Annotated in this window: 16 protein-coding genes; 9 read left to right on the forward strand and 7 right to left on the reverse strand. The window is 68.6% G+C overall.

What is annotated here, in order from left to right; genetic code table 11:
- Window positions 1-19: 19 nt before the first annotated feature.
- The 4 genes from ureC to AC3WQM_RS05335 are packed head-to-tail and all read right to left on the reverse strand — an operon-like array spanning window position 20 to window position 2986.
- Entirely contained in the window at window positions 20-1738 is a 1719-nt protein-coding gene (ureC, locus tag AC3WQM_RS05320) for an urease subunit alpha (RefSeq protein WP_095949383.1), read from the reverse strand.
- Window positions 1739-1741: 3 nt separating this feature from the next.
- Complete coding sequence (locus tag AC3WQM_RS05325; RefSeq protein ID WP_099792392.1) at window positions 1742-2047, reverse strand: urease subunit beta; 306 nt, start codon at window positions 2045-2047, stop codon at window positions 1742-1744.
- 7 nt (window positions 2048-2054) lie between these two features.
- On the reverse strand, window positions 2055-2654 hold the full coding sequence (locus tag AC3WQM_RS05330; protein WP_492677249.1) for a HupE/UreJ family protein: 600 nt from the start codon (window positions 2652-2654) through the stop codon (window positions 2055-2057).
- 29 nt (window positions 2655-2683) lie between these two features.
- The gene (locus AC3WQM_RS05335; protein ID WP_062474548.1) at window positions 2684-2986 is read right to left on the reverse strand and encodes an urease subunit gamma; all 303 of its coding nucleotides are present in this window, start codon (window positions 2984-2986) and stop codon (window positions 2684-2686) included.
- A 78-nt stretch (window positions 2987-3064) separates the two neighbouring features.
- Between AC3WQM_RS05335 and AC3WQM_RS05340 the strand changes: the two genes are divergently transcribed.
- The 4 genes from AC3WQM_RS05340 to AC3WQM_RS05355 all read left to right on the forward strand — a co-directional run bounded on the left by AC3WQM_RS05340 (window position 3065) and on the right by AC3WQM_RS05355 (window position 9863).
- Window positions 3065-6715 carry a hybrid sensor histidine kinase/response regulator gene (locus AC3WQM_RS05340; protein WP_492677250.1) on the forward strand — a complete coding sequence of 1217 codons (3651 nt, stop codon included), beginning with the start codon at window positions 3065-3067 and terminating at the stop codon, window positions 6713-6715.
- Complete coding sequence (locus tag AC3WQM_RS05345) at window positions 6712-7743, forward strand: response regulator (RefSeq protein ID WP_492677251.1); 1032 nt, start codon at window positions 6712-6714, stop codon at window positions 7741-7743. The genes AC3WQM_RS05340 and AC3WQM_RS05345 overlap by 4 nt, the downstream gene beginning before the upstream one ends.
- Before the next feature lie 90 nt (window positions 7744-7833).
- Entirely contained in the window at window positions 7834-8526 is a 693-nt protein-coding gene (locus AC3WQM_RS05350) for a PA4824 family protein (protein WP_492677252.1), read from the forward strand.
- A gap of 104 nt (window positions 8527-8630) precedes the next feature.
- Window positions 8631-9863: a threonine synthase gene (locus AC3WQM_RS05355; RefSeq protein ID WP_489059815.1), complete on the forward strand. Its 1233-nt coding sequence runs from the start codon at window positions 8631-8633 to the stop codon at window positions 9861-9863.
- Window positions 9864-9890: 27 nt separating this feature from the next.
- On the opposite strand, the gene AC3WQM_RS05360 is transcribed toward AC3WQM_RS05355, so the two are convergent.
- Window positions 9891-10199 carry a DciA family protein gene (locus AC3WQM_RS05360; RefSeq protein WP_056578205.1) on the reverse strand — a complete coding sequence of 103 codons (309 nt, stop codon included), beginning with the start codon at window positions 10197-10199 and terminating at the stop codon, window positions 9891-9893.
- Between the two features lie 204 nt (window positions 10200-10403).
- On the opposite strand from AC3WQM_RS05360, the gene secA reads away from it, so the two are divergent.
- The 5 genes from secA to AC3WQM_RS05385 are packed head-to-tail and all read left to right on the forward strand — an operon-like array spanning window position 10404 to window position 17775.
- Entirely contained in the window at window positions 10404-13190 is a 2787-nt protein-coding gene (secA, locus tag AC3WQM_RS05365) for a preprotein translocase subunit SecA (protein ID WP_492677253.1), read from the forward strand.
- 35 nt (window positions 13191-13225) lie between these two features.
- A complete protein-coding gene (gene argJ, locus AC3WQM_RS05370) occupies window positions 13226-14455 on the forward strand; it encodes a bifunctional glutamate N-acetyltransferase/amino-acid acetyltransferase ArgJ (RefSeq protein ID WP_492677254.1) in 1230 nt (409 codons plus the stop codon).
- Window positions 14452-15327, forward strand: a complete 876-nt coding sequence (locus tag AC3WQM_RS05375; protein ID WP_492677255.1) for an ATP-binding protein — start codon at window positions 14452-14454, stop codon at window positions 15325-15327. Before argJ ends, AC3WQM_RS05375 begins: the two co-directional genes overlap by 4 nt.
- Window positions 15324-15773 carry a (deoxy)nucleoside triphosphate pyrophosphohydrolase gene (locus AC3WQM_RS05380; RefSeq protein ID WP_492677256.1) on the forward strand — a complete coding sequence of 150 codons (450 nt, stop codon included), beginning with the start codon at window positions 15324-15326 and terminating at the stop codon, window positions 15771-15773. Before AC3WQM_RS05375 ends, AC3WQM_RS05380 begins: the two co-directional genes overlap by 4 nt.
- Window positions 15774-15810: 37 nt before the next feature.
- A complete protein-coding gene (locus tag AC3WQM_RS05385) occupies window positions 15811-17775 on the forward strand; it encodes an acyltransferase family protein (protein WP_492677257.1) in 1965 nt (654 codons plus the stop codon).
- Window positions 17776-17817: 42 nt separating this feature from the next.
- Here the strand turns inward: AC3WQM_RS05385 and AC3WQM_RS05390 are convergent, their stop codons facing one another.
- Window positions 17818-18027 carry a DNA gyrase inhibitor YacG gene (locus AC3WQM_RS05390; RefSeq protein WP_492677258.1) on the reverse strand — a complete coding sequence of 70 codons (210 nt, stop codon included), beginning with the start codon at window positions 18025-18027 and terminating at the stop codon, window positions 17818-17820.
- A gap of 8 nt (window positions 18028-18035) precedes the next feature.
- Window positions 18036-18791, reverse strand: a complete 756-nt coding sequence (zapD, locus tag AC3WQM_RS05395; RefSeq protein ID WP_489059805.1) for a cell division protein ZapD — start codon at window positions 18789-18791, stop codon at window positions 18036-18038.
- Window positions 18792-18799 lie beyond the last annotated feature (8 nt).

Below are 18799 nucleotides of genomic sequence, written 5' to 3' on the forward strand. Positions count from 1 at the left end.
CAGCGCGGCTTCCGTCAGGTCAGAACAGGAAGTAGCGCTGCGCCATCGGCAGCACTTTGGCCGGCTCGCAGGTCAGCAGCTGGCCGTCGGCGCGCACGGCGTAGGTCTGCGCGTCGATCTCCATCTTCGGCGTGTAGCCGTTGTGGATCAGGTCCTGCTTGCGCACGTTGCGGATGTTCTTCACTGCGCTCAGGTGCTTGCTCAGGCCGTAGCGCTCCTTGATGCCCGCGGCCAGCCCGGCCTGCGAGACGAAGGTCAGCGAGCTCTTCGCCAGCGAGCCGCCGTAGGCACCGAACATCGGCCGGAAGTGCACCGGCTGCGGCGTGGGGATCGACGCGCTGGGGTCGCCCATCGCGGCCATCGCGATGGTGCCGCCCTTGATGATGGTGAAGGGCTTCACGCCGAAGAAGGCCGGCTTCCAGACCACGAGGTCGGCCCACTTGCCGACCTCGATGGAGCCCACCTCGTGCGCGATGCCGTGCGCGAGGGCCGGATTGATCGTGTACTTGGCCACGTAGCGCCGCGCGCGGAAGTTGTCGTTGCGTTCGCTGTCCTCGGGCAGCGTGCCGCGCTGCTGCTTCATCTTGTGCGCGGTCTGCCAGGTGCGGATCACCACCTCGCCGACGCGGCCCATGGCCTGGCTGTCGGAGCTGAACATGCTGATCGCGCCCAGGTCGTGCAGCACGTCTTCGGCGGCGATGGTTTCCTTGCGGATGCGCGACTCGGCAAAGGCCAGGTCTTCGGCAATGCCGGCGTCCAGGTGGTGGCACACCATGAGCATGTCGACGTGCTCGTCGAGCGTGTTCACGGTGTAGGGCATCGTCGGGTTGGTCGACGAGGGCAGGAAGTTCGACTCGCCCACCACGCGCAGGATGTCGGGCGCATGGCCGCCGCCCGCGCCCTCGGTGTGGAAGGCGCAGATGGCGCGCCCGCCCACGGCGGCGATGGTGTTCTCGACGAAACCCGATTCGTTCAGCGTGTCGCTGTGGATCGCCACCTGCGTGTCGGTGGCATCGGCCACGTCCAGGCAGTTGCTGATGGCCGACGGCGTGGTGCCCCAGTCTTCGTGCAGCTTCAGGCCCATGACGCCGGCCTCGATCTGCTCGTGCAGCGCGTCGGGCAGGCTGGCGTTGCCCTTGCCGAGGAAACCCAGGTTCATCGGGAACGCATCGGCCGCCTGCAGCATGCGTTCGATGTGCCACGGGCCGGGCGTGGCCGTGGTCGCGAAGGTGCCGGTGGCCGGGCCGGTGCCGCCGCCGAGCATGGTCGTCACGCCCGAGGCCAGCGCCTCCTCGATCTGCTGCGGGCAGATGAAGTGGATGTGGCTGTCGATGCCGCCCGCGGTGACGATGGTGCCTTCGCAGCTGATGATCTCGGTGCCCGGGCCGATGACGATGTCCACGCCCGGTTGCACGTCGGGGTTGCCGGCCTTGCCGATGGCGGCGATGCGGCCGTCCTTCAGGCCGATGTCGGCCTTCACGATGCCCCAGTGGTCGAGGATGAGGGCGTTGGTCATCACCGTGTCGACGGCGCCTTGGGCGCGCGTGCGCTGCGACTGCGCCATGCCGTCGCGGATCGTCTTGCCGCCGCCGAACTTCACCTCTTCGCCGTAGCCGCCGGCGCGCAGCGTGTAGTCGGCTTCGACTTCGATCAGCAGGTCGGTGTCCGCAAGACGAACCCGGTCGCCCACGGTGGGGCCGAAGATTTCTGCGTAGGCGCGTCGCCCGATGGTGGCCATGTTTTAGAGCTTCCCTTGAACCAGGCCGCGAAAGCCGTAGACGATGCGATCGCCGGAAAAATCGACCAGCTCGACCGTGCGTTGCTGCCCCGGCTCGAAGCGCACCGCGGCGCCCGAGGCGATGTTCAGCCGCATGCCGCGCGCGGCGGCGCGGTCGAAGTCGAGGGCGCCGTTGGTCTCGGCAAAGTGGTAGTGCGAGCCGACCTGGATCGGCCGGTCGGCCGTGTTGCGCACCACCAGCGTGAGGGCGCGGCGGCCGGGGTTGAGCGTGTGCTCGCCGTCGTCGGTGAAAAGTTCGCCGGGCGTCATGGCGGCCTCAGATTGCCTGGGCCAGCAGCGTGGCGCCCAGGGCGACGACGGCGGCACCGGCCACGCGCGGCAGCCAGGCGTTGGCGTGGCGCAGCGCCCAGCCCAGCGCGATGCCGGCCGCGTGCAGCAGCAGCGTGGCGCTGACCATGCCGGCCAGCGTGAGGGCCGCGCCGTGCTCGCCCGCGAGTTCGTGGCCGTGCGCCACGCCGTGGAAGACGGCGAACAGGCCCACCACGGCCATGGCGACGCCGGCCGGCAGGTGCACGCGCGTGGCGACCAGCAGGCCCAGCACCAGCAGCGAGGCGGCGATCATCGGTTCCACCGCTGGCAGCTGCACGCCGGCCAGCCCGACCAGCGCACCTGCGAGCAGCATGCCCGCGAAGGCCAGCGGCGCCCACAGCAGGTCGGGCCAGGCGCGGCGCGCGACCAGCGCGCTCCACAGGCCGACCGCGACCATCGCCGCGAGGTGATCGGCGCCGGTCAGCGGGTGCATGAAGCCGGTGACAAAGCCGTGGTGCACGCCACCGTCGACGCCGGTGTGGGCGCTGGCGGCCAGCGGCAGCAGGAGAAGGGTGGCGAGCAGGGCGGAAGTCTTTGCGAAGCGCATGGAGGGATCTTTCTTCTTGTGGCGGAGGTTCAGACGATCGGCTGGTGGACGGTCACGAGCTTGGTGCCGTCGGGAAAACTGGCCTCGACCTGGATGTCGGGAATCATCTCGGCGATGCCGTCCATCACGTCGGCGCGGGTCAGCACGCTGCGGCCCTCGCTCATCAGCTCGGCGACGCTCTTGCCGTCGCGGGCGCCTTCCATCACGGCGGCGGTGATCAGCGCGACGGCTTCCGGGTAGTTGAGCTTGAGCCCCCGCGCCTTGCGGCGCTCGGCCAGCAGCGCGGCCGTGAAGATCAGCAGCTTGTCTTTTTCGCGCGGGGTCAGTTCCATGGCGGGGGTGGGGTCGGGTGGCGGTCGGTGATTATGGGCAAGGCTGTGGCTTTGCAACAGTCGTGCCCTGTTCGCCAAATGCCGTACCCGGTGGCACGGAAGCTGCACCGAAACGGTGTGAACGCAGCCGACGCCCCCCTCCTTCCCGACGACGCCCCCCAGCGCATCGTCAAGGTGCGGCGCGACTACAACAGCTGGGTCGCGAGCGAAACGCTGGAGGACTACGCGCTGCGCTACACGCCGCAGCGCTTTCGCAAATGGTCCGAATGGCGGGTGGCCAACACGGCCTTCGGGGCGGCCTCGTTCCTGGTGCTGGAGGCGGTCGGCGCCACGCTGCTGGTTCAGTACGGCTTCGCCAACGCCTTCTGGGCGATCCTCGTCACGGGGCTCATCATCTTCCTGGCGGGGCTGCCGATCAGCGTGTACGCGGCGCGCTACGGCGTCGACATGGACCTGCTCACCCGCGGCGCGGGCTTCGGCTACATCGGCTCCACGCTCACCTCGCTGATCTACGCGAGCTTCACCTTCATCTTCTTCGCGCTCGAGGCGGCCGTGATGGCCTACGCGCTCGAGCTGGCGCTGGGCATTCCGCCGGTGTGGGGCTACCTGGTGTGCGCGCTGGTGGTGATTCCGCTGGTCACGCACGGGGTGTCGGTGATCAGCCGGCTGCAGCTGTGGACGCAGCCGCTGTGGCTGCTGATGCTGGTGGTGCCCTTCGTCTTCGTGCTGGTGCGCGATCCTGGTGCGTTCGCGGGCATCACGCACTACGGCGGGGCGAAGTCGGGCGCGCAAGGATTCAACCTGCACCTGTTCGGTGCCGCTCTGACGGTCGGCATCGCGCTCATCACGCAGATGGGCGAGCAGGCCGACTACCTGCGCTTCATGCCGGCGCGCACCGCGGGCACGGCGCGCCGCTGGTGGGCCGGCGTGCTGGCGGGCGGGCCGGGCTGGGTGGTGCTGGGCGTGGTCAAGATGCTGGGCGGGGCGGCGCTGGCCTACCTGGCGATCACGCACATGGTGCCGGTGGAGCGCGCGGTCGACCCGAACCAGATGTACCTGGCGGCCTACGAGTACGTGTTTCCGAACTACGGCTGGGCGGTGGCGGCGACGGCGCTGTTCGTGGTGGTCTCGCAGCTGAAGATCAACGTGACCAACGCCTACGCGGGCTCGCTGGCCTGGAGCAATTTCTTCTCGCGCGTGGCGCACAGCCACCCGGGGCGTGTGGTGTGGGTGGTGTTCAACGCGCTCATCGCCTTCATGCTGATGGAGATGAACGTGTTCGAGGCGCTGGGCGACGTGCTGGGGCTGTTCGCCAACATCGCCATCGCCTGGATGATGGCCGTGGTGGCCGACCTCGTCGTCAACAAGCCGCTGGGGCTGTCGCCGCCGGGCATCGAGTTCAAGCGCGCGCACCTGTGGGACATCAACCCGGTGGGCGTGGGCGCGATGGCGCTGGCGTCGGTGCTGTCGATCACGGCGCACCTGGGCGTGTTCGGGCCGCTGGCGCAGGCCTTCTCGGCGCTGATCGCATTGGGCACGGCGCTGGTCGCGTCGCCGCTGCTGGCGTGGGCCACGGGCGGCAAGTACTACCTGGCGCGCACGTCCGACGCCGGCGGCTCGGTGCTGTTCGCGCCGGCCGCGGGCGGGCGCAAGGTGCGCTGGGCGCGGGTCGAGCCGTCGCCGGACGAAGGCGGCAGCTACCAGCGCCTGAAGGTGCAGCACTGCGTGATCTGCGAGCGCGAGTACGAAGGCCCCGACATGGCGCACTGCCCGGCCTACCAGGGCGCGATCTGCTCGCTGTGCTGCACGCTCGACGCGCGCTGCGGCGACCTGTGCAAGCCGCACGCGAGCCTGTCGGCGCAGTGGTCGGCGGTGCTGCGCTGGTTGCTGCCGCGTCGCAGCTGGCGCTACCTCGACACGGGGCTCGGGCATTTCCTGCTGCTGATGCTGGTCATCGTGCCGCTGCTGGCGGTGGTGTTCGGCGTGCTCTACCAGCAGGAGTTGCGGGCCCTGAGCGAGAGCGCGCTCGCGCTGGCGGCGCAGGCCGACGTGGGCGGGGCGCTGGTCGCGGTGCAGCAGGCGTCGTTGCGCTCGGGTTTTCTCAAGGCCTACATGGCGCTGCTGGTCATCGCGGGCATCGTCGCGTGGTGGCTGGTGCTGGCGCACCAGAGCCGCAAGGTGGCGCAGGAAGAATCGAACCGCCAGACCCACCTGCTGGTGCGTGAGATTGCCCTGCACCGCGAGACCGACCGCGCGCTGCAGGACGCCAAGCAGAGCGCCGAAGAAGCCCGCGAGATCGCCGAACACGCCAAGCTCGCGGCCGACCAGGCGCGGCGCGCGGCGGACCTCGCGAACCAGGCCAAGAGCCGCTACATCAGCGCCATCAGCCACGAGCTGCGCACGCCGCTCAACAGCATCCTGGGCTACGCGCAGCTCATGGGCGAAGACCACTCGGTACCGCCGCACCGCCAGCAGGCGGTGGCCGTCATCAAGCGCGGCGGCGAGCACCTGCTGTCGCTCATCGAGGGCACGCTGGCCATCGCTCACATCGAGGCCGGCAAGCTCACGCTGGACGCGCGGCCGATGCGCTTTGCCGACGCGATGCGCGAGCTGGCCGACATGTTCGAACTGCAGGCGGCCGAGAAGGGCCTGCGCTTTCGCTTCGAGGCGGCCGGTACGCTGCCCGACGTGGTGCGCGCCGACGAAAAGCGCGTGAGCCAGATCCTCATCAACCTGCTGGGCAATGCGATCAAGTTCACGGCGGCGGGGCAGGTGACCTTGCGCATTTCGTACGCGCGCGAGTTCGCCGCCATCGAGATCGAGGACACCGGGCCGGGCATGACGGACGCCGACATCGAGCGCATCTTCGAGCCCTTCGCGCGCGGCCACGCGGCGGTGTCGTCGGCGCCGGGCGCGGGCCTGGGCCTGACCATCGCGAAGATGCTGACCGACCTGATGGGCGGCGAGATGAAGGTGCGCAGCACGCCGGGCGAGGGCTCGCTGTTCTGCGTGCGGCTGTTCCTGCCGCGCGTGCACGAGGCGGTGGCGGGCAGTGCGCGCGTTGCACCGGCGCCGCGCGCGCGGCGCGGCTACGAGGGCGCGCGCCGTCGCCTGCTGGTGGTCGACAACGAGGAGGCCGACCGCGAGCTGCTGGGCCATGTGCTCGCGCCGCTGGGCTTCGAGCTGCGCAGCGCGGCCAGCGGGCACGACGCGCTGGATCTCATCGCCGCCGGCTACCGGCCCGACGCCATGTTCGTCGACCTCGCGATGCCCGGCATCGACGGCTGGGAGACCATCCGCCGCGCGCGCAAGCTGGGGCTGGCCGATGCGTCGGTGGCCATCGTCTCGGCCAACGCTTTCGACAAGGGGCTGGACAACGACGTGGGCATTGCGCCCGAAGACTTCTTCGTCAAGCCCGTGCGCCACACCGAACTGCTCGACTGGCTGGAGCGCCGGCTCGCCCTGCAGTGGACCGACACCGCCGCGCGGCCCGCGCCCGCCGTGGCCGCGCCGCGCGCGATGCAGCCGCCGTCGCTGGCGCGCCTGCGTGCGCTCGACGAGGCCGTGGGCCTGGGCTACTTCCGGGGCATCATGAACCAGCTCGACGACATCGACGTCGCGCAGCCCGAGTGCGCCGCGTGGACCGAGGCCCAGCGCGCGCTGGCCCGCCAGTTCCAGTTCGAGGCCATGGGCCGCGCGCTGGCCGAAGCCGCCGAGGGCGCCGCATGACTTTCTTGTCTCCACCGACCCTGCCCGCTTCACCGCTCGCCCGCACGCTGCGCGAGCAGCAGGGCGCCCACGGCGACCTGGTGCTGATCGTCGACGACGTGCCCGACAACCTCGCCGTGCTGCACGACGCGCTCGACGAATCGGGCTACACCGTGCTCATCGCCACCAACGGCGAGCAGGCGCTGCAGCGCGCCGCGCAGGCGCGGCCCGACATCGTGCTGCTCGACGCCATGATGCCGGGCATCGACGGCTTCGAGGTGGCGCGCCGGCTCAAGGCCGATGCGGCCACCGCGCACATCCCCATCGTGTTCATGACGGGCCTCACCGAAACCGAGCACCTCGTGGCCGCGCTCGAGGCGGGCGGGGTCGACTACGTCACCAAGCCGATCAAGCCGAAGGAGGTGCTGGCGCGCATGAACGTGCACCTGCAGGGCGCGCGCCGCGCGCGGCAGGAGGCGCACCAGGCCGGGCAGGCGCGCAACGCGCTCGATGCCTTCGGCTACGCGAGCATCACCGTGCGGCTGCCCGAGGGGCGGTTGATCTGGCAGACGGCGCTGGCGCGCGAACTGCTGGCGCGCTATTGCGAAACGCAGGCGCCCGAGACGCCGCCGGCCGTGCTCGGCTGGCTGCGCCAGCACGCGCCCGAGGCCCGCGCGCGCGGCATCGAGCCGCCGGCGCTGGTCATCGCGCAGGGCGCGCGCAGCCTGAGCCTGCGGCTGCACCGCCAGACCGGCGAGGACGACGCCGGCGACGAATGGATGATCGTCATGCGCGAGGTGTCCGACACCGCCGTGATCGAGGCCATGAGCCTGAGCCTGAAGCTCACGGCGCGCGAGGCCGAGGTGCTGTACTGGGTGGTCAAGGGCAAGACCAACAAGGACATCGGCGAGATCCTCGGCAGCAGCCCGGCCACCGCCAAGAAGCACCTGGAGCGCGTGTACGTGAAGCTGGGCGTGGAGACGCGCACGGCCGCCGCGGGCGTGGCGATCAAGCGCATCCGCGAGCTGCAGCCGCAGTTCGAGTTCTGAGGTCGTGAAGGGTGCGAGGGCCGCGCCGCGTCATGGCGTGGACTTTCGGGCTTCCTAGAATGAGGCAGGGCTCTCTGAGGGAAGCACGAGATGAAGAACAACAACAAACGCACCGCACGCCTGCTCTTCGCCGCATGCGCGGCGCTGTCGGGCCTGGGTGCACAGGCCGCCGGCCACTTCGATGTCGACGATGCCGGCACGCTCGATCCCGGCCAGTGCCAGTACGAAACCTGGTGGGGCCGCAGCGGCGCCGAGCCGGTCACGACGGGTTTCCATGTCGGGCCGGCCTGCCGGGTCGGGCCGGTCGAGCTGGGGCTGAACTTCGACCGGCTCTCGGCGCAGGGCGTGCATTCGGTCACGGGCGGCCCGCAGCTCAAATGGACCTTTGCCGGCACCGCCGCCGACGCGCCTTTCAGCGCCGCCGTGTCGATGGGCGCGGTGGCCGACCTGCGGCGTGGCGGTCGCTGGGGCGGCCAGCTGGTCGTGCCGCTCACCTGGCGACCCACCGGCAGCCTGCAATTCCACGCCAACCTGGGCGCCGACTGGGCGCTGGGCAACGGCGTGCGCACGCCGCGCGGCGGCCTGGCGGTGGAGTGGGCGCTGAACGACGCCGTGTCGCTGATCGCGGAGCGCAACCGGGCCGGGGGCGTGTGGACCTCGCGCGTGGGCGGCCGCTTCAGCCTGACGCCGCTGATCAGCGTCGACATCAGCACCTCGCGCACCGGGCCACAGGGCGTGCGCGGCGTGGTGATCGGGCTGAACCACGAATTCACGTGGAAATAAGTGAAGGAAATCTGAAATCCACTGCAATGGGATGAACTCCCGTATCGTGGATTTCGTTGATTTTGAATAAGATTCGGTCACATTTATTAACGAGTCAACGATCCGTGACCCCATCGCCCGTTCTGGACTTCAAGTTCACCGCGCCGCCGGAGAACCCCGCGCAGACCTTCCTGCCGGGCCGGCCGGCCGGGGTGCTCGGCCGCTCGTTCACGCCGCAGCGCAATCCGCGCCTGCAGGGGCTGCAGTGCCTGCGCTGCGACACGCTGTACCCGGTCACGCTCGCCAACGACGGCTGCCCGGCCTGCCGTCAGGCCGGCTTTCACGTCGGGCTGCGCGCGAGCTACCGGCCCGGCGGCCCGGACGTGGTGCCGATGCCCTACGTGCAGGGCTTTTCGCTCGGCGAGGGAAACACGCCGCAGCACGACATGCCCGACCTGGCACAGCAGTTCGGCGTGGCGCGCCTGAGCATCAAGGACGAATCGCGCAACCCGACCGGCTCGCCCAAGGACCGGCTGACCGCGATGGGCGTGGCCCAGGCGCTGGACGCCGGCGCCCACACGCTGGTGCTCGCCTCGTCGGGCAACACGGCGGTCTCGGCGGCGCACTACGCGTGGGCCGCGGGGCTTGGTTGCGAAGTGGCCACTTACGAGGCGATGCCCGCCACCTATGCGCGCCAGCTCGACGCGCTGGGCGCGCGGCGTTACGTGTTCGCCGACAACACCGGCCGCTGGGGCTTCGTGCGCGAGCGCTCGCAGTACCCGGGCTATTTCGCGCTCTCCAACTACCGCCTGCCGGCGCTCGGCAGCGCGCCCTTGGGCGTGGAGGGCTACAAGGCCATCGCCGAAGAGTGCCTGCAGGATGGCGGCCTGCCGGACCACGTCGTGGTGCCGACCGGGCGCGGCGACATGGCCTGGGGCATCTACGCGGGCTTTCGCGACCTGCTGGCGGCCGGGCGCATCGCGCGCCTGCCGCGGATGTGGCTGGTCGAGCCTTTCCCGCGGCTGTCGCGCGTGCTCGAGGGTGGGGCGCTCAACGGCAGCTACCCCGGTCGCACGGCGCAGCTGTCGAGCGCGGGCGCGACGGTCACCTATCTGCAATGGCAGGCCGCGACGGCCAGCGGCGGCGGGGCCGTGGTGGTGGGCGACGACGAAGCCCGCGCGGCGCGGCGGCTGCTCACCGCGGCCGGCGTGAGCGCCGAGCTGGCGGCGGCGGCAGGCCTGGGGGCGGTGCGGCAATTGCGTGAGGCCGAGACCATTGCGGCCGATGCGCACGTCGTGCTGGTGCTGACCTCCGACGCGTCGAGCGATCCGAGCTGGCCCGATCGCGCCGTGGCCTGAGCCGCGCGTGCCGTGCGGCTACGGGGCTCAGCGCCCCGTGTACACCTTGATGCGGATCGTCGCGACGTCCCAGCCCCGGTTCTTCAGGCGCGTGACCAGCATCGGCGACAGCTGGCGCAGCTTGGCGGCCGCGGCACTGCCCTTGACCAGCAGGCACCACACGTCGCCCTCGGCCGGCCCCGGCTGGATGGCCGCACGCATGGCCGGCGGAATCAACCCTTCGATCGCCTTCAGCCGCTCGGCCGTGTCCCGCGCGCGTGCCATCAGGCTCCCCAGGGTGGGGGCGCCTGCCGCAGCTTCGTGCAGTGAAATGGCGGGGGGAAGTCGGCGATACATGGGTAATCCAGGGGTTAGAAACAAGACAGCTAAAATGCCCGGTTTGCCGACGCGTGCGTCGGCGTTTGTTCCGGAACGGGGCCATCCGACTTCGAGACTTGCCAAGCTTGCATTCGAAGAAGGTGCGCCCAACTGCTTTCACCATATCTTAGGGAATCCGGTCGCAGTGCCTGTCGTGTCAGGTGCCCGCCCCTCTCCACGCCCATGGCAACCAACTTCCTGACCCAGATCTTCGGCAGTCGCAACGACCGGCTCCTCAAGCAGTATCGCAAGACGGTGACGCGCATCAATGCGCTCGAACCCGAATTCGAAAAGCTCAGCGACGACGCGCTGCGCGCCAAGACGCAGGAATTCAAGGACCGCATCGCCAAGGGCGAGTCGCTCGACGACCTGCTGCCCGAAGCCTTCGCCACCGTGCGCGAAGGTTCCAAGCGCGTCATGAAGATGCGCCACTTCGACGTCCAGCTGCTCGGCGGCATGGCGCTGCACAACGGCAAGATCTCCGAAATGCGCACCGGCGAAGGCAAGACGCTGACCGCCACGCTGCCGGTGTACCTGAATGCGCTGTCCGGCAAGGGCGTGCACGTGGTCACGGTGAACGACTACCTGGCCAACCGCGACGCGACCTGGATGGGCCGCCTGTACAACTTCCTGGGCCTGTCGGTCGGCATCAACCTGCCGCAGATGCCACGCGAGGAAAAGCAGGCCGCCTACAGCAGCGACATCACGTACGGCACGAACAACGAGTACGGCTTCGACTACCTGCGCGACAACATGGTCTACGAGCCCGGCGACCGGGTGCAGCGTGGCCTGAATTTCGCAATCGTCGACGAGGTGGACTCCATCCTGATCGACGAGGCCCGCACGCCGCTGATCATCAGCGGCCAGGCCGAAGACCACACCGACCTGTACCTGGCGATCAACAAGGTGGTGCCGCTGCTCAAGAAGCAGGAAGGCGAAGCCGATCCGCGCACGGGCGAGGGCGTCACGGTGCCCGGCGACTTCACGGTCGACGAAAAAACCCACCAGGTGTTCCTGACCGAAGACGGCCACGAGAACGCCGAGCGCATCCTGGGCGAGCTCAAGCTGATTCCCGAAGGCGCGTCGCTGTACGACCCGGCCAACATCACGCTGATGCATCACCTGAATGCTGCGCTGCGTGCTCGCCACCTGTACCACCGCGACCAGCACTACGTGGTGCAGCAGGGCGAAGTGGTCATCGTCGACGAATTCACCGGCCGCCTCATGAGCGGTCGCCGCTGGAGCGACGGCCTGCACCAGGCCGTGGAAGCCAAGGAAGGCGTCGAGATCCAGGCCGAGAACCAGACGCTGGCCTCGATCACCTTCCAGAACTACTTCCGCCTGTACGGCAAGCTGGCCGGCATGACCGGCACGGCCGACACCGAGGCCTACGAGTTCCAGGAAATCTACGGTCTCGAGACCACGATCATTCCGCCGAACCGCATCAGCAAGCGCGACGACCAGCTCGACCGCGTCTACAAGACGACGCGCGAGAAGTACGAAGCAGCCATCCAGGACATCCGCGAGTGCTACGAGCGCGGCCAGCCGGTGCTGGTGGGCACCTCGTCGATCGAGAACTCGGAAATCATCGACGCCCTGCTCGAGAAGGCAGGCCTGCCGCACCAGGTGCTCAACGCCAAGCAGCACGCCCGCGAAGCCGACATCGTGGCGCAGGCCGGCCGCACGAAGATGATAACCATCGCGACCAACATGGCCGGCCGCGGTACCGACATCGTGCTGGGCGGCAACATCGAGAAGATGATCGAGGCGATCGAGAACGACGAAGGCCGCGACGAAGCCACCAAGCAGGCCGACATCGCCCATGTGCGCGCCGAGTGGACCAAGGACCACGAGTTCGTGAAGTCGCTGGGTGGCCTGCGCATCATCGCCACCGAGCGCCACGAGTCGCGCCGCATCGACAACCAGCTGCGCGGCCGTTCGGGCCGCCAGGGCGACCCGGGTTCCTCGCGCTTCTACCTGAGCCTGGACGATCCGCTGATGCGCATCTTCGCGGGCGACCGCGTGAAGGCGATCATGGACCGCCTGAAGATGCCCGACGGCGAAGCCATCGAAGCCGGCATCGTCACGCGCAGCATCGAGAGCGCGCAGCGCAAGGTCGAGGCGCGCAACTTCGACATCCGCAAGCAGCTGCTCGAGTACGACGACGTGTCGAACGACCAGCGCAAGGTGATCTACCAGCAGCGCAACGACATCCTCGACGCGGCCGACCTCACGGCGCAGATCGCCGCGCTGCGCGAAGGCTGCTTCACCGACCTCGCGCGCCAGTACGTGCCGCGCGAATCGGTCGAAGAGCAGTGGGACCTCGACAGCCTCGAGAAGAGCCTGTTCAGCGAGTGGGGCATCGACATGCCGCTCAAGCAGCAGGTCGAGGCCGCCGATGCCATCTCCGACGAGGAAGTGGTCGAGAAGATCGTGGCCTACGCCAACGAGAGCTTCGACGCCAAGGTCACGCTCATCGGCCAGGAGAACTTCACTCAGTTCGAACGCATGGTGCTGCTGCAGAGCATCGACACCCACTGGCGCGAACACCTGGCCTCGCTCGACTACCTGCGCCAGGGCATCCACCTGCGCGGCTATGCACAGAAGCAGCCCAAGCAGGAATACAAGCGCGAGGCCTTCGAGCTCTTCGGCCAGCTGCTCGACTCGGTCAAGAACGAAGTCACGCGCCAGCTCATGACGGTGCGCGTGCAGTCGGGCGAACAGCTCGAGCAGGCGGCCGAGGAAATGGAAAGCCGCGGCGAGAACGTCTCGAACATCACCTACACCGCGCCCACCGAGACCGGCGAGGTCGAGGTGCGCGTCGACGAAGAGAACCAGCGTCGCCTGGCGGCCGTCGGCACGGGCGCCCTGAGCGCCGAAGCCGCCGCCTTTGCGCGCGTCGGCCGCAACGACCCCTGCCCCTGCGGCAGCGGCAAGAAGTACAAGGCGTGCCACGGCAAGCTGAACTGAGCTGAAGTCCCGCACCTTTCATTGAGAGAAATCCCATGCCCGTGAACCTGTCCGCTCCCGATCCCGCCGCGCTGTTCGCGGTGCCCGGCGTCCGCATCGGCGTGGCCGAAGCCGGCGTGCGCAAGGCCAACCGCAAGGACCTGACCGTCGTGCTGATCGACGAAGGTTCGGCGGTCGGCGGCGTGTTCACGCAGAACCGTTTCTGCGCCGCGCCCGTGCAGGTCTGCCGCGACCACCTGAAGGCCAGCTACGGCATTCGCGCGATGGTGATCAACACCGGCAACGCCAACGCCGGGACCGGCGAAGACGGCCTGATGCGCACGCGCTCCACCTGCATCGCGCTGGCGCGCCACCTGGAGCTGGCGCCCGAGCAGATCCTGCCGTTCTCGACCGGCGTGATCATGGAGCCGCTGCCCGTGGACCGCATCGAAGCCGGCCTGCCGGCCGCGCTGGCCGACGCGTCGGAAAACAACTGGGCCCGTGCCGCCGAAGGCATCATGACCACCGACACGATCCCCAAGGCGTTCAGCCGCCGGGTGCAGATCGGCGGCGCCACCGTCACCATCACCGGCATCAGCAAGGGCGCCGGCATGATCCGCCCGAACATGGCGACCATGCTCGGCTTCATGGCGACCGACGCGAAGATCGACCCGGCGCTGATCCAGCCGCTGGCCACGCAGCTGGCCGATGCCTCGTTCAACCGCGTGACCATCGACGGCGACACCTCGACCAACGACTCGTTCGTGGTCATCGCCACGCAGAAGGCCGCGCACGCCACCATCACCTCGCTCGACTCGGCCGACGGCCAGGCGCTCGTGGCCGCGATGCGCGACGTGGCCCGCCTGCTGGCGCAAGCCATCGTGCGCGACGGCGAAGGCGCGACCAAGTTCATCACCATCCAGGTCGACGGCGGCAAGGACGGGGCCGAGTGCCGCCAGGTGGCGTACGCCGTGGCGCACTCGCCGCTGGTCAAGACCGCCTTCTTCGCCAGCGACCCGAACCTGGGCCGCATCCTGGCGGCCGTCGGCTATGCCGGCATTGCCGACCTCGACCAGACCGGCATCGACCTGTTCCTCGATGACGTGCACGTGGCGGTGAAGGGCGGGCGCAACCCGTCGTACCGCGAGGAAGACGGCCAGCGCGTGATGAAGCAGAGCGAAATCACCGTGCGCATCGGCCTGGGCCGCGGCGCCGCCAGCGACACCGTGTGGACCTGCGACTTCAGCCACGAATACGTCACGATCAACGCCGATTACCGGTCATGAGCGAGCAGTTCCAGAAGCTCATCGAGCGCGCCGAACAGCTCATCGGCCGCATCGAATCGATCCTGCCGCAGCCGCTGTCGGCCCCTCCCGACTGGAATGCGTCCATCGCCTGGCGCTACCGCCGTCGCAACTCCGGCCATGGCGTGCTGGAGCCCGTGAAGCACGTGGCCACGATGGCGCTCGATTCGCTCAAGGAAATCGACGTCCAGAAGGAAAAGATCGAGCGCAACACGCGCCAGTTCGTCGAAGGCAAGCCGGCCAACAACGTGCTGCTGACCGGCGCACGCGGCACGGGCAAGTCGTCGCTGATCCGCGCCTGCCTGCAGGCCTACGCGCCGCAGGGCCTGCGCCTGATCGAGGTCGACAAGGCCGAACTCACCGACTTGCCCGACATCGTCGAGGTGGTGTCGCAGCGCCCCGAGAAGTTCATCGTCTTCAGCGACGACCTGAGCTTCGACGAGGGCGAGCCGGGCTACAAGGCGCTCAAGTCGATCCTCGACGGATCGATTGCCGCGTCGACGCCCAACGTGCTGATCTACGCGACCAGCAACCGGCGCCACCTGCTGCCCGAGTACATGAAGGACAACCTCACGTACAAGCACACGGACGACGGCGAGGTGCATCCGGGCGAGGTGATCGAAGAGAAGATCTCGCTGTCGGAGCGCTTCGGCCTCTGGGTGAGCTTCTACCCTTTCAGCCAGAACGAATACCTGACGATCGTGGGCCAGTGGCTCTCGTCGTTCGGCGTCGACGACGCGGCCATCGCGGCGGCGCGGCCCGAGGCGCTCGTGTGGGCGCTCGAGCGCGGCTCGCGCAGCGGCCGCGTGGCCTACCAGTTCGCGCGCGACTATGCAGGGCGGGCCGGCGCGTGAGTGAGACGGCACGCAAGCACACCGAAGTGGCCGTCGGCGTGCTGATCCGTCTGGCCGACGATGCGCTGCTGCTCACCACGCGGCCCGAAGGCAAGGCCTATGCGGGCTACTGGGAGTTTCCAGGCGGCAAGATCGAGGCCGGTGAAACGGTCGAAGAAGCCCTGCGCCGCGAGTTGCAGGAAGAGCTGGGCGTCACCATCGGCGGTGCCGAGGTCTGGAAGGTCACCGAGCACGACTACCCGCACGCGCTGGTGCGCCTGCACTGGTGCAAGGTGACGGACTGGACCGGCGAATTCGAAATGCGCGAAAGCCAGGCCATGGCCTGGCAGCAGCTGCCGCTGGAGGTGGCGCCGGTGCTGCCGGGCGCGCTGCCGGTGCTGCAGTGGCTGGTCGAGGAGCGCGGGCTGCCTGCGTCGGCCGCCGAGGCGGTGTCGACCCTCGCCTGACCTTGCACGGCGAGACCGTGGTCGAGAAGTAAGAGACATGCATCCCAAGTACCGTGCCGACATTGACGGCCTGCGCGCCGTGGCCGTGGCCTCGGTCGTCATCTTTCACGCGTTTCCGAAGCTGCTGCCTGGCGGCTTCATCGGCGTCGACATCTTCTTCGTGATCTCGGGTTTCCTGATCACGACGATCATCATGCAGAGCCACGCGGCCGGTGATTTCAGCTACCGCGATTTCTATGCGCGACGCATCCGCCGGATCTTCCCGGCGCTGATGCTGGTGCTCGCGGCGGTGCTCGCCTTCGGCTGGTTCGTGCTGCTGAACAAGGAGTTCGTCGAGCTGGGCAAGCAGGCGCTGGGCGGCGTGGGCTTCGTGGCCAACTTCGTCTTCTGGAGTGAGGCGGGCTACTTCGACACGGCCGCCGAGACCAAGCCGCTGCTGCACCTGTGGTCGCTGGGCATCGAGGAGCAGTTCTATATTTTCTGGCCGCTGCTGCTCGGGCTGGCCTGGCGCCGGCGCTGGCCGATCGTGCGGGTGTTGTGGGTGCTGGCGGTGGTGTCGTTCCTCATCAACGTGACGACGATCCACCCGTTCCGCACGGCGGCCTTCTATTCGCCGGCCTCGCGCTTCTGGGAACTGATGGTGGGCGGCATCCTGGCCTGCATGCGGCTGAAGCCCTCGGTGCCGAACATCTGGCGCAGCCATGTGCAGTCGGTCCTGGGCGTGGGCCTGATCGTGCTCGGCCTCGTGATGATCCGCAGCGACAAGGCCTTCCCGGGCTGGTGGGCGCTGCTGCCGACCCTGGGCGCGGTGAGCTGCATCGCGGCCGGCCCGACGGGCGTGCTGAACAAGTACTTCCTTTCCAACCGCGTGATGGTGTGGATCGGCCTGATCAGCTATCCGCTGTACCTCTGGCACTGGCCGTTGCTGGTGTTCGAGCGGATCATCAAGGGCGCCGAGTTGTCGGTGGCCACGCGTGTGACGATGGTGGTCGCGAGCGTGCTGCTGGCCTGGCTGACCTATCGCTTCATCGAGCGGTTCACGCGGGCCCGCGTGGGCGTGGGCATGCTGCGCACCCTCGTGGGAACGGGCGCCTTCGTGGCGGTGGCGGGCCTGGCCGTGTTGAACGGCCTGCCGGCACGTCACAACAGCGAGCTGCTGCAGAAGGTGACCGATGCGACGGTGGACGGTGACTACTACGCCGGCTTTTCTTCGGAAAACTTCGGACCCTACGCGGTGAACCGCATCGGTAACGGCGCTCGCAAGGTGCTGCTGATCGGCGACAGCCACGTCATCGAATACGGCCCGCGCGCCGCAGAGCTGGCACGCATCGCGCCCGAGCGCATGGCGACCACGTACTTCTTCACCTACGGCGCGTGCCCGGCCATTCCGAACGTCTTCGCCGAGCAGAACCCGGGTTGCGGCCCGGCCCGCGATCAGTGGATGGCGATGGCGCGCGACCCGCAGATCGACACCGTGGTGATCGGAAGCTGCTGGAACTGCTATTTCACGGGGGAGTTCCCGCTGGACTACGTGCTGCGCCAGAACGGCGCGTCGCTCTCCCTGACCCGCGGCGACCGCGCCGGCATCGAGCCCTCGCTGGTGGCGCTGCAGGCGTGGGTGACCGAACTGGTCAAGCAGAAGAAAAAGGTCTACCTGCTGCTGGACAACGCGCTGGGCGACGACTTCGAACCCCGTCGGATGATCGAGGGCAGCCGGCTGCGCACGCTCTCGGTGGTGGGGAATTCGCCGACCGCGCCCGTACTCGCCGACCAGGTGAAGCTCAACCAGCGGCTCCTGCAGATCGCGGCCGCCAGCGGCGCGGAGGCGATCGACGTGCTGGGCGCGCTGTGCAAGGACGGTCAGTGCCCGCGGACGATGCCCGATGGTGCGCCCGCCTACAAGGACCACGGGCACCTGCGGCCCGCGTTCACGCGGCAGTTTGCGACCTACCTGGACAAGGTGTTCCTGGAAGAGGGCGTGCAGCCCGCGACGGCCAACTGACGGCGACTCCGCAGCCCCAGGGCTGCGGCGCTGCTGGACACCCTATTGCGTCAGTTTGGGATCGCCGAAAGGCTCTTCGTCAGGCGGTGCCTCCGCCGGCATCCTGAACTCCTCGCTGGCCCAGGCGCCGAAGTCGATGCCCTTGCAGCGTGCACTGCAGAACGGCCGGAACGGGTTGCGTTCGGCGTAGATGCTGTCGCCGCCGCAGCTCGGGCAGCGGACGATGCGCTCGTCTTCTTTCTTCGTGCTCACGCCGGGCCTCACGCGCAAAGCGTCAGTTCGAAGGGGGTGTCCCCCGTGCTTGGGTGCAGGCGGTCGTCGGCTTCATGCCGCATGAGCCGCACGGAGACCATGAGGCGGTTGCCACTGATTTCCGGGACCAGGCCCAGCTTGGGATCGATGCGCAGCCGCAGCAGTTGGAAGCTGCGTCCCTGCGGCAGGTTCTGCTGGAACTGCCCGTGGGTGGCGATCACCTTGTAGGGCACGTCGGCGTCGCGCAGCAGCTTGAGCAGCAGGTAGATCGACGAGGCCAGCGGCGACAGCGTGTTCGACCAGCGTTCCAGGTCGGCGCGGCGGCTGGCCGGCGTGCGGTGCTGCCAGGCGTAGTAGGCGGGCAGGTCGAATTCGCAGGTGCCGCCCGGAATGCCGGCGCGGCTGCGGATGCTCATGAGCCACTCGTTCTCGGTGAGCGCTTGGCCCGCCTTGCCGGCCACGCCGTTGAGCGCGCTGAAGTTGCGTTCGAGCTGGTCGACCACCTGGTTCAGCACCGTCTCGGCGATGGCCGGATTGCCCCGGTAGCTGTTGAAGACGTTCTTGTGCTTGTCGAGGTCGCGCAGCACATCGGCCTTGAGGTCGGCACGTGCCGCCACATCCATGATCTCGAAAATCGTGACCAGGGCGTAGTGGTGCGAAAGCGGCGATTCCGAGGGCACCAGTTCCCCGAGACGACGGAACAGATGCTCCAGCCTCAGGTACGTGCGGATGCGCTCGTTGAAGGGGTACTCGTAGAGGATCACGCGTATTT

This window comes from Variovorax sp. FW301-JW7, from assembly GCF_058788795.1.

What these genes read in the sequence shown, in the direction of transcription:
- ureC (WP_095949383.1), bottom strand. Translation starts at nt 1,738, where the DNA reads ATGGCCACCATCGGGCGACGCGCCTACGCAGAAATCTTCGGCCCCACC.
- AC3WQM_RS05350 (WP_492677252.1), top strand. Translation starts at nt 7,834, where the DNA reads ATGAAGAACAACAACAAACGCACCGCACGCCTGCTCTTCGCCGCATGC.
- secA (WP_492677253.1), top strand. Translation starts at nt 10,404, where the DNA reads ATGGCAACCAACTTCCTGACCCAGATCTTCGGCAGTCGCAACGACCGG.
- AC3WQM_RS05340 (WP_492677250.1), top strand. Translation starts at nt 3,065, where the DNA reads ATGCCGTACCCGGTGGCACGGAAGCTGCACCGAAACGGTGTGAACGCA.
- AC3WQM_RS05330 (WP_492677249.1), bottom strand. Translation starts at nt 2,654, where the DNA reads ATGCGCTTCGCAAAGACTTCCGCCCTGCTCGCCACCCTTCTCCTGCTG.
- AC3WQM_RS05375 (WP_492677255.1), top strand. Translation starts at nt 14,452, where the DNA reads ATGAGCGAGCAGTTCCAGAAGCTCATCGAGCGCGCCGAACAGCTCATC.
- AC3WQM_RS05345 (WP_492677251.1), top strand. Translation starts at nt 6,712, where the DNA reads ATGACTTTCTTGTCTCCACCGACCCTGCCCGCTTCACCGCTCGCCCGC.
- AC3WQM_RS05335 (WP_062474548.1), bottom strand. Translation starts at nt 2,986, where the DNA reads ATGGAACTGACCCCGCGCGAAAAAGACAAGCTGCTGATCTTCACGGCC.
- AC3WQM_RS05325 (WP_099792392.1), bottom strand. Translation starts at nt 2,047, where the DNA reads ATGACGCCCGGCGAACTTTTCACCGACGACGGCGAGCACACGCTCAAC.
- AC3WQM_RS05360 (WP_056578205.1), bottom strand. Translation starts at nt 10,199, where the DNA reads ATGTATCGCCGACTTCCCCCCGCCATTTCACTGCACGAAGCTGCGGCA.
- AC3WQM_RS05385 (WP_492677257.1), top strand. Translation starts at nt 15,811, where the DNA reads ATGCATCCCAAGTACCGTGCCGACATTGACGGCCTGCGCGCCGTGGCC.
- argJ (WP_492677254.1), top strand. Translation starts at nt 13,226, where the DNA reads ATGCCCGTGAACCTGTCCGCTCCCGATCCCGCCGCGCTGTTCGCGGTG.